This window comes from Stenotrophomonas sp. SMYL20 (genome assembly GCF_036320045.1).
Taxonomy (GTDB): domain Bacteria; phylum Pseudomonadota; class Gammaproteobacteria; order Xanthomonadales; family Xanthomonadaceae; genus Stenotrophomonas; species Stenotrophomonas maltophilia_A.
This window is the reverse complement of sequence record NZ_JAWIRT010000010.1, coordinates 157,177-165,330: the sequence shown is the minus strand read 5'-3', so window position 1 is coordinate 165,330 and position 8,154 is coordinate 157,177. Positions and strand designations below refer to the sequence as shown.

Genomic DNA, 8,154 nt, shown 5'->3' with positions numbered 1-8,154 from the left:
CCTGGGTCGGCACAGACCGGGGACGGGCCGGCCGCTGGCCGGCAACCTCATAGACTCCGGGACGATCCTGCAGCTGCCGGCCAGCGGCCGGCACTACCAGGCATCGCTTTGGTGGGTGCCGACAGCACAGGAGCACGCCAAGCACGGTCGGCATCTGCCTGAGGCAGCTTTGCTATCCTTTCCCCCCACGCCAGGGAGCCGTTCCGATGCCATCGCTGTCGCCCCGCCGCCCTCTGGTGCTGCTGGCCCTGATCGTCGTGATGGCGGCGATCTTCCTGGTCGATACCGTCACCGATTACGCGGTCGCCGCCGCCTGCTTCTACGCAGCGGTCATCCTCGCCGCATCGCGCGTACTCGCCGCACGCGGGCTGATCAGCCTGGCCATCGCCTGCATCGCACTCACCGCCCTGAGCTTCTTCCTCACCCGCTTCGGCACCTACCGCATCGGCCTGGTCAACTCGGTGATCGGCATGCTGGTGATCGGCATCACCACCTACCTCGCGTTGAAGATGGAAGCGGCCAAGGCCGCGGTGCAGGAAGCACAGGGCCGCCTGCTGCGGGTGGCGCGCGCGTCGACCGTGGGCGAGCTGACCACTTCCATCGCACATGAAGTGAACCAGCCGCTGGCGGCGATCGCCAGCAGCGCCGAAGCCTGCCAGCGCTGGCTGGCACAGGACCCACCGAACGTGGACAAGGCACGGCAGACCGTGGCCCGCATCCTGGCCGATGCCCATCGCGCCGGTGACGTGATCGCCCGTATCCGTGGCCTGACCCAGGGCGCGGCACCGGAACGACGCGCCTTCGACCTGAACCAGGCGGTGGAGGAAATGCTGGCGCTGTCGCGCAGCGAGCTGGACCAGCACGGCGTGGCCGTGGCCCTGCTGCTCGATGCCGACCTGCCGCTGGTGCAGGCCGACCGCGTGCAGGTGCAGCAGGTGATCGGCAACCTGATCCTCAATGCGGTGGACGCGATGGAAGCAGTGCCGGCTGCCGATCGCCGCCTGTCCCTGTTGACCCAACGCGACGGACAGCGGATCAGCCTCAGCGTGCGTGACCGCGGTGTCGGCCTGCCCGCCGATCATCCCGAGCGTGTGTTCGATGCGTTCTGGACCACCAAATCACACGGGCTGGGGCTGGGATTGAGCCTGAGCAGGTCGATGATCGAGGCCAACGAAGGCAGGATCCGAGCCGAGCGCCCCAGCGGCGGAGGTGCCTGCTTTGTGTTTGACCTGCCCGTTGCCACGGAACGCCGTCATGCGTAAGCCCGCTGCACCCGCCGCCGATCCAGCGCCCATCGTCTACGTGATCGACGACGATCCGTCGGTGCGCGCCGCGCTGGAAGACCTGCTCGCCTCGATGGGCCTGCAGGTACGGGCCTTCGCTTCCACCCAGGCGTTCCTCGAACACGAACTGGAAGATGCACCGGCCTGCCTGGTGCTGGACGTGCGCATGCCCGGCCAGAGCGGGCTGGAGTTCCATCGCACGATGGGCAGCCACGGCCTGCAGCTGCCGGTGCTGTTCATCACCGGCCACGGCGATATCGCGATGGGCGTCAATGCGATCAAGGACGGTGCCATCGAGTTCCTGACCAAGCCGTTCCGTGACCAGGAACTGCTGGATGCGATCCACAAGGGCATTGAGATCGACCGCCAGCGCCGCCGTGACGGCGAGGCGCTGGACGCCCTGCAGCAGCGCTGGAACACCCTCAACGCCGGCGAGCGCGAGGTGGTCGACGGCGTGGTGCGCGGCCGCCTCAACAAGCAGATCGCCGGCGACCTCGGGGTCAGCGAGATCACGGTGAAGGTGCGCCGCGCGCAGGTGATGCGCAAGATGGGCGCGCGTACGCTGGTCGATCTGGTACGCATGTACGACCGCCTGCAGGCAGGTTCCCCATGAGCGTGCATGTCGCACTGCTGCGAGCAGTCAATGTCGGAGGTACCGGTAAGCTGCCGATGGTTGAACTGGTGGCGATGTGCGAGGACGCGGGCTTCACCGACGTCCGCACCTATATCGCCAGCGGCAACGTGGTGTTCCGCAGCGGACTTGACGAAGCCGGCGTGCGGAAAGCCCTTGGCCAACGGCTGCAGGCCTATGCAGGAAAACCGGTGGGTGTGCTGGTGCGCTCGGCAGCCGAGATCGCGGCGGTTGCCGCCGGCAATCCGTTCCCGCACGCCGCCGGCAATCGCGTGGTCGCGCTGTTCGTGGATGAGGCACTGCCCACTGATCCCTTGACCGGGGTGACCGGCCTGCGCGATGAGCAGCTGGCGCTGGGTACCCGCGAGCTCTTCGTCCACTATGGCGACGGCATGGCCGACTCACGCCTGCGGATTCCCTATGCCCAGCAAGGCACCGCCCGCAACCTCAACACGGTCGGCAAGCTTGCGGCAATGGCCGCCGCGCTCGGCCAGGCCACCTCAGGCGGTAGAGGGCGGCGGTAGAGTCGACTGTCAGTCGACTATCGCGCGCAGCGCGGGATTTTCCACAACCTTGTGGAAGAGCAGTCGACCAACATTCGGCTCTGCCCGGCAGAGGGCTGATCACGCCCGTTGCAGACGGTGCTTCAACCGCGTATCCATCAACCCCACCGCCAGCAGCACCGCACTGGTCAACCAGCCAGCGGCCAACAGATGGGTCTGCGGCAACACCACGCCCAGCACGCCCAGCGCCACCGCGCCGATCAGATGCGAGTACGGTGCGCGCCCGTATACCACCCGCTTGTATAGCGCGCTGCCCAGCAGGTAGATCAACGGGCCGGCCACCAGCACGGCCGCATACACCGGCGTCACCACAGCATGCGGGTGGTCCATGACCAGGTCATTGCCCACCGCCGTAGCGATGATCCCTGCGATCAGCAACGCGTGCACATAGTGGAAGTTGGCGCCCATCCGGCCCGGGTCTTCGGCATGGCTGATGGCCTCGGTGGCGTCGCGGCTGGAGATGCCGAAGTACAGCCACCACATGGCGATCGTGCCGGCGAAGGTGGCAAGCACTGCGGACACCACCGCCCCACTCCACTGTTCGACCTCGCTGAGCACGCCACCGGTGGCCAGCAACGTCTCGCCCAGTGCGACGATGACGAACAGCTGGCAGCGCTCGGCCAGGTGCCCGCCTTCGATGGTCCACTCACGGGTGTGCGAGCGGCCCAGCCCCGGGAACGCGAAGCCGAACATCGGTGAGACGTATTCGCACGCCACCGCCACCGCCCACAGCGCCAACCGCGTATTGCCCTCGGATGCCGCACCTGCCAGCCAGAAGCAGGCCGACACGCTCACCCAGGCCAGCATGCGACGGAAGTTCGGCGTCAGGGGATGCGTGCGACCGACCTCCAGCAGCACGAAGGCGGTACGCCCGACCTGCATGGTGGCGTAGGCCCCGGCAAACACCCAGGCGCGGTCAGCGAACGCCTCGGGAATGGACGAGGACATCAACAAGGCCAGCAGCATGGTGGCAAACAGCAGGCCGCGGATGCGCGGTGCCTCCGGATCGAACCAGTTGCTGACCCAGCAGGCGTACTGCCAGCCCAGCCACACCGCAAACCACAGCACCAGGGTCTGCAGCACGCCGGCCAGATCCAGGTGATGCAGCAGGTGGTGGCTGAGCTGGGTGACCGCGAACACGTAGACCAGGTCGAAGAACAGCTCTTCGTAGGTCACGCGCGCATGGTGGCCGTCGCGCTGGCGCAGGGCCGGCAATCGCAGTCGTGTACTCATGGCTTTCCTTCAGCGCGCCAGGCGCCAGTAGAGCAGACCGGCCAGCAGGGCCGGCACCGCGAACACCAGCAGCAGGATCGGCAGTTCTTCGCGCATCCCGTAGCCGGCCTTGCTGACGCCTACCCACAGGTTGGCCACCGTCACCAGCAGCCAGGTGGCAATGAACGCGATCAGGGCCGTGGGCAGCTGTGAGGTGCCCACGCTCCACAGCCGCCCGAACAGCAGGAACACCCCAAGCAGCACGACGCCACCCACCATCACCAGAAGCACATGCATGGTCCACCTCCTTGAGCCTGCAGGCAGGCTAGCCGTGGGCGATTCTGCGCTCCAGCCGATGATCGTGGATTCACTTTCCAGGCGCGGCGAACAATCGCCCTGATGATCGCGGCATGGCAAACGCGAACAGTTCCCATTAGTATTGCGTCATTGCGCAGGGATGACCTCCCGGCACCCGCCTTTCACCCTTGCTTCCCGTCCGGATGTCCCAGCCGACACTTCCCCGCCCACCTGCGCTGCCGCTGGTGACCTCGCTGGTGCGCCACTACGAGGAACTGGTGGACTACCTGCATCGCCGGTTCCGCTCGCCCGGGCTGGCCCGCGAAGTGGTGCACGATGTCTGTGTGCGCCTGCTGGAACGCCCGGCCGCGCATGACGCCCGCCAACCGATCGCGCTGCTGCGCAGGATCGCCCACGATGCGGCGGTCGACCGCTGCCGCGCCGAGGACCTGCGCCGGCACTGGGTAGAGCCCCGCGCCGAGCTTCCCGAAGGCGCCTGCGAGCGCCCCGGACCCGAGCGCCAGGCGCAGGGCCAGCAGGCGCTGCAGCGGCTGACCGCCAGCATCGAGCGCATGCCCTGCCGGCGGCAGCAGGTGTTCATCCTGCACAAGATCCACGAGCTGCCCCAGGCCGAGGTGGCGCAGCGGATGGGCATCGGCCTGAAGGCGGTGGAACGTCATCTGCGCCTGGCCATGGCCGACTGCCGGCTGCACGGTGCGCTGCGGTGAGCCCTGCATCACCCGATCCGGCACCGCCGTCGGCGCCCGCCGAACCGTCCGCCGAGGACATGCTCGACCAACACCGGGAGGCACTGAAGGAGCGTTTCCCGTTGCCAGGCCCGGAACAGCTGCAGCGGCGCCGCGGCGGATCTGGCGCGAAACGGGTACTGCCGGTGCTGTTGCTGGCGGCCGCCGCGCTGCTGCTGGCCGACCCGGCCTGGCAGGTGCGTGACTACCAGACCGCCGTCGGCGAGCGCCGCGACATCGAGCTGCCGGACGGCAGCCGTGTGCTGCTCGACGCAGGAACCCACCTGCAGGTCCGTCGCCATCTGCGTTCGCGGCAGGTGCTGCTGGCGCAGGGCCATGCGCGCTTCGAGGTGCAGCATTCAGCGTGGCGCCGCTTCCAGGTCGATGCTGGGCCGGTACAGGTACGCAACTACGGCACGGTGTTCGATGTTGACCGCCAGGGCGATCTCAGTGAGGTCACGCTGTGGCGCGGCGAGGTCGGTGTCAGCGTGGATGGCGGCGGCACCGAGCAGCGGCTGAAGCCGGGGCAGCGCCTGCTGGCCCAGCCGGGCTCGCTGTCTCCGCCGGAAGCCGTGGATCCGGACCGGGCCGACTGGACCACCGGTCGGCTGCAGTTCGACCGCATGCCACTGAGCGAGGTGCTGCGCATCCTGCAGCGCTATCACGACCGTCCGATCGTGCTGGACGACCCGGCACTGGGTCCGCTGCAGGTGTCGGGCGTGTTCGATGCCGATCGTGCCGAGACGGCGGTCGCGCTGTTGCCGGAGATCCTGCCGGTCCAGGTGCATACCGCCGCCGACGGCAGCCTGCATCTGCGCGCCCGCGATTGATTGCCACGCCGAGGGTGGGTTGCGCGCCGTCCCATCCGGCAAGTGCTTGAACCCTTCCGAAGGACCCCCGCATGACCCGCCCTGTTCCGCCCGCCGCGCTGCGCCGGCTGGCCCCCACCCTGCTCGCCGCCTGCCTGTGTGCGGCGCTGCCCGCCACCGCGCAGACCGCTGCGTCCGCACCTGTCGAACTGCACCTGCCGGCCGGCCCGCTGCAGGCTTCGCTCAACTCGCTGGCGCGGCAGAGTGGCATCCAGCTGCTGTTCGCGGCCGACAGCGTGAGCGGCCGCAACGCGCCCGCCCTCGACGGCCGCTACACCCCGCACGACGCCCTGCAGCGCCTGCTGGCCGGGCAAGGCCTGGCGATGCAGGAGCGCTCGCCGGGGGTGTTCGTGGTGAGTGCCGCGCCAGCATCGCCCAAGCCCCGCGCTCCGGCCCGGACCGCGTCATCGGCAGCGTCCCCTGCCACGACCACTTCGCTGGCCCGCGTCACGGTATCGGCCTCGACCGCGCGCATGCCGCAGGGCGAGACCGCGATGCCCAACACCATCACCGTGCTGACCCGCGAGGACATCGCGCAGCAGCTGGCGCTGGGCTCGGATGTCTCGCGCGTGCTGTCGGCGCAGATCCCGGCGTTTGCCCCGGCGCGCGAGAAGATGTCCAACTACGGCGAAACCATGCGCGGCCGCGGCATCCTGTACATGGTCGACGGCGTGCCGCAGTCGACGCCGCTGCGCGATGGCTCACGTGATTCGCACACCATCGATCCGGCGATGATCGAACGCATCGAGGTCATCCACGGTGCCAACGCACTGCAGGGCATCGGCGGTACCGGTGGCATCGTCAACATCATCACCCGCAGCGCGCCCAGCGAGCCCGGTGCCTTCCTGCTCGACACCAACGTCAGCTACAGCTCGGCGCTGCCCAGCCGCCGTGATGACAACGGCCAGCGCGGCTCGGCACTGGTCGGCGTGCGCGGCGAGCAGTTCGATCTGGTGGCCGGCCTGGCCTATGAGAAGCAGGGCCTGTACCACGACGGCGAGGGCCGTTCGATCGGTACCAACGCCCAGGGCGAACTGATGGATTCGACCTCGTCGAACGTGTTCGCCAAGCTGGGCTGGAACATTGCCGAGGGCCACCGCCTGCAGCTGATGGCCAACCGCTACGAGCTGCGCGGGCTGGACAACTACCTGGCGGTGAACGGTGATTACCGCACCGGTCGCCCGACCATTTCGGTGCCCGGCGATACCCCGTTGGAGCCGCCGATGAACCGCTCGCGTTCGTTGACGCTGGACTACAGCGCCGCCGATCTGCTCGGTGGCCGCTTCCAGGCGCAGGCCTTCGCGGTGGACTTCGAAGGCCGCTATGGCGCCAGCCAGTGGGACCCGTGGGGCAACACCGGCGCCAACGCCGCCTGGGACCAGACCCAGAACGAATCGGACAAGCGCGGCTTCAAGCTGACCCAGAGCTGGGCCCGCATCGCCGACACCACGCTGGACGTGACCCTGGGCCTGGACGGCCTGCGCGACCGCACCCACCAGGTGCTGCTGGCCAGCGGCATGAACTGGGTGCCGCAGACCACCTACCAGAGCCTGTCGCCGCTGCTGCAGCTGCACTGGTGGCCAACCGACCACCTGATGCTGTCCGGCGGCCTGCGCTACGAAAAGGGCGAGCTGGAAGTAGGCGACTACACCACCCTGCCCCGCTACGGCGCACGCAAGGTGGCCGGCGGCAAGCCGACCATGAGCGAGACCCTGCCCAACTTCGGCGCGGTCTGGTACATCAATGACCGCCTCAACGCCTACGCCTCGTATTCGGAAGGCTACACCGTGGCCGACGTTGGCCGCGTGCTGCGCGCGATCAACCGGGACGGCCAGCGCGTGGACAATCTGATTGACCTGTCACCGGTGGTGTCGGACAACCGCGAGATCGGCCTGGAGTACGACGATGGCCGTTTCAGCGGTGACATCGCCTACTACACCTCCGAATCCAAGCTGGGCTCGGTGCTGATCTACGATCCGGGCATCGATGCCTATGCGGTGCAGCGCCAGGCCACCCGCGTGGAGGGCTTCGAAAGCAACCTGCGCCTGCGCCTGGGCGACAGCCGGCTGGGCCTGGGTTATGCACGTGCCAACGGCCGCTACGATGCCGACGTCGATGGCCGCCTCGACAGCGACCTGGCCGGCGTCAACATCGCGCCGAACCGGCTGACCGCGTTCTGGGAGCAGAGCTGGACACCACAGCTGAGCACCCGCCTGCAGGCCAGCCACGCCTTCGACCGCGACTTCGACCTGCGTGGCGCGCGGGTGGCGGAGTTCAAGGGTTACACCACGGTGGACCTTGTGGCCCGCTACGTGCTGGACAAGCACGCCTTCACGCTGGGCGTGCAGAACCTGGCGAACAAGCAGTACATCAGCTACTACTCGCAGACCACGCCGTCGAACCCGAGCTATTTCTCGGGCCGTGGCCGGGTGCTGACGCTGGGGTGGCAGTACCGGTACTGATCCATGGCGCCCTTATGGGAGCCATGAAATCTATGCGCGACGCGATGAAGGAGGCCCATGCTAGTTTCTGGGCCTCCTTCAAACGGACGTG

At 68.1% G+C, this 8,154-nt stretch carries 8 protein-coding genes; 6 read left to right on the top strand and 2 right to left on the bottom strand.

The annotated features are described in order from the left end of the window. Positions 1-206 precede the first annotated feature (206 nt). Genes V3B48_RS09935 through V3B48_RS09925 form a run of 3 tightly spaced genes read left to right on the top strand, consistent with a single transcriptional unit; the run spans position 207 to position 2,438 of the window. The gene (locus tag V3B48_RS09935; protein WP_329893662.1) at positions 207-1,262 is read left to right on the top strand and encodes an ATP-binding protein; all 1,056 of its coding nucleotides are present in this window, start codon (positions 207-209) and stop codon (positions 1,260-1,262) included. Continuing rightward, a complete protein-coding gene (locus V3B48_RS09930) occupies positions 1,255-1,896 on the top strand; it encodes a response regulator (protein ID WP_329893661.1) in 642 nt (213 codons plus the stop codon). Before V3B48_RS09935 ends, V3B48_RS09930 begins: the two co-directional genes overlap by 8 nt. Further along, the gene (locus V3B48_RS09925; RefSeq protein ID WP_329893660.1) at positions 1,893-2,438 is read left to right on the top strand and encodes a DUF1697 domain-containing protein; all 546 of its coding nucleotides are present in this window, start codon (positions 1,893-1,895) and stop codon (positions 2,436-2,438) included. The genes V3B48_RS09930 and V3B48_RS09925 overlap by 4 nt, the downstream gene beginning before the upstream one ends. 99 nt (positions 2,439-2,537) lie before the next feature. Here the strand turns inward: V3B48_RS09925 and V3B48_RS09920 are convergent, their stop codons facing one another. Next, the gene (locus V3B48_RS09920; RefSeq protein ID WP_329893659.1) at positions 2,538-3,710 is read right to left on the bottom strand and encodes a low temperature requirement protein A; all 1,173 of its coding nucleotides are present in this window, start codon (positions 3,708-3,710) and stop codon (positions 2,538-2,540) included. Positions 3,711-3,719: 9 nt separating this feature from the next. After that, complete coding sequence (locus V3B48_RS09915; protein WP_032129472.1) at positions 3,720-3,986, bottom strand: hypothetical protein; 267 nt, start codon at positions 3,984-3,986, stop codon at positions 3,720-3,722. A 203-nt stretch (positions 3,987-4,189) separates the two neighbouring features. On the opposite strand from V3B48_RS09915, the gene V3B48_RS09910 reads away from it, so the two are divergent. From V3B48_RS09910 to V3B48_RS09900, 3 genes are all read left to right on the top strand, one after another. Next, complete coding sequence (locus tag V3B48_RS09910) at positions 4,190-4,714, top strand: RNA polymerase sigma factor (RefSeq protein WP_049401449.1); 525 nt, start codon at positions 4,190-4,192, stop codon at positions 4,712-4,714. Continuing rightward, positions 4,711-5,562, top strand: coding sequence for a FecR domain-containing protein (locus V3B48_RS09905; protein WP_049422184.1), 852 nt, complete (start codon positions 4,711-4,713; stop codon positions 5,560-5,562). The genes V3B48_RS09910 and V3B48_RS09905 overlap by 4 nt, the downstream gene beginning before the upstream one ends. Before the next feature lie 71 nt (positions 5,563-5,633). Then, a complete protein-coding gene (locus V3B48_RS09900) occupies positions 5,634-8,063 on the top strand; it encodes a TonB-dependent receptor (protein ID WP_329893658.1) in 2,430 nt (809 codons plus the stop codon). Positions 8,064-8,154 lie beyond the last annotated feature (91 nt).

Excerpts from the sequence above, each read along its gene's own strand:
- V3B48_RS09935 (WP_329893662.1), top strand. The coding sequence starts at position 207 with ATGCCATCGCTGTCGCCCCGCCGCCCTCTGGTGCTGCTGGCCCTGATC.
- V3B48_RS09930 (WP_329893661.1), top strand. The coding sequence starts at position 1,255 with ATGCGTAAGCCCGCTGCACCCGCCGCCGATCCAGCGCCCATCGTCTAC.
- V3B48_RS09925 (WP_329893660.1), top strand. The coding sequence starts at position 1,893 with ATGAGCGTGCATGTCGCACTGCTGCGAGCAGTCAATGTCGGAGGTACC.
- V3B48_RS09920 (WP_329893659.1), bottom strand. The coding sequence starts at position 3,710 with ATGAGTACACGACTGCGATTGCCGGCCCTGCGCCAGCGCGACGGCCAC.
- V3B48_RS09915 (WP_032129472.1), bottom strand. The coding sequence starts at position 3,986 with ATGCATGTGCTTCTGGTGATGGTGGGTGGCGTCGTGCTGCTTGGGGTG.
- V3B48_RS09910 (WP_049401449.1), top strand. The coding sequence starts at position 4,190 with ATGTCCCAGCCGACACTTCCCCGCCCACCTGCGCTGCCGCTGGTGACC.
- V3B48_RS09900 (WP_329893658.1), top strand. The coding sequence starts at position 5,634 with ATGACCCGCCCTGTTCCGCCCGCCGCGCTGCGCCGGCTGGCCCCCACC.